Below are 1270 nucleotides of genomic sequence, written 5' to 3' on the forward strand. Positions count from 1 at the left end.
CATGGTATTCAGTCGATGTCCATGGCTTACCTTGTGACAGATAAAACTCCAGTTGTATGGCGAGGACCAATGGTAAGTGGCGCGCTGATGCAATTATTAACGCAAACACGTTGGAACGATTTAGATTACCTGATCATTGATATGCCACCTGGAACGGGTGACATCCAGTTGACCTTGGCGCAAAAAGTACCCGTGACAGGATCGATTGTCGTAACGACGCCTCAAGATATAGCGTTGTTAGATTGTAAAAAAGGAATCGAAATGTTCCGCAAAGTGAACATTCCAGTCTTTGGCGTTATTGAAAATATGAGTATGCATATTTGCAGTGCGTGTGGTCATCATGAACCATTATTTGGTGAAGGTGGTGGTCGACGCATTGCGGAAGCTTATGACACAACTGTGTTGGGTGAAATGCCTCTGCATCAAACCATTCGTGCACATATGGATGCTGGTGCTCCGACAGTGACAGCAGAACCAGATAGTGAAGTCGCTCTGCTATATAAAGACATTGCGCGAAAAGTTGGGGCCGAAATCTCGAAACAAACGCAAGATGCTAAAGGAAACTTCCCCGAAATTATTGTATCGACCGATTAATAGCTACGAACGACACGTGGTGTTTTCAGCCATGTATCTAAAAACTCGGGAATATCATCAACGCCCAAGGGTTTTTCATAAATAAATCCTTGGGCGTAGTCGCAGCCTAATTGAATAAGTACGTCTTCTTGGCGACGAGACTCTACCCCTTCTGCTAATACTTCTATATTCAAGCTTTTAGCAAGCGTCACGATACTTTGCACTAATGCGCGGTCAGAGCTGTGATTGATGATTTCGTGCACGAATAAGCGATCAATTTTGATCTTCGACAAAATATGACTGAACTTTTTGATGTAACCGAGTGATGAGTAGCCTGTCCCAAAGTCATCAATACTGAAGCTGATACCAAGTTTCAGTAGTTCCTCCAAACCTTGTATTACGTTGTCATCGTAATTAAGAACCAGACGTTCGGTTACTTCTAATTCGACCCACTCAAGCCCGCTTTCTTGGGCGAGATCGTTATGAATCCAAGGCATCATCTCACGATGATGGAAGTTCGTTGGGCTGAAGTTTACGGATAAATTGAAGGGTCGATCGAATTTGTCGCGCCAGATTTTGACTTGCTTTGATGCGGTCCTTAATACCCAGCGATCGAGATGGAATATCAATCCAGTTTGTTCAGCAATGGGAATAAAAAGATCGGGTCTCACTTCTCCTAAGTCTTCATCTTCCCAGC

General features: G+C 43.8%; 2 protein-coding genes. One reads left to right on the forward strand and one right to left on the reverse strand.

The window, feature by feature from the left end:
* Positions 1–594 (forward strand): P-loop NTPase (locus A3738_RS26335; RefSeq protein ID WP_156504520.1); only part of this gene is annotated, 594 nt, incomplete at its 5' end.
* On the opposite strand, the gene A3738_RS26340 is transcribed toward A3738_RS26335, so the two are convergent.
* On the reverse strand, positions 591–1270 hold a 680-nt coding region (locus tag A3738_RS26340; protein WP_156504521.1), incomplete at its 5' end, for an EAL domain-containing protein. The two genes, A3738_RS26335 and A3738_RS26340, sit on opposite strands and share 4 nt — an antisense overlap.

This window comes from Oleiphilus sp. HI0066 (assembly GCF_001635725.1).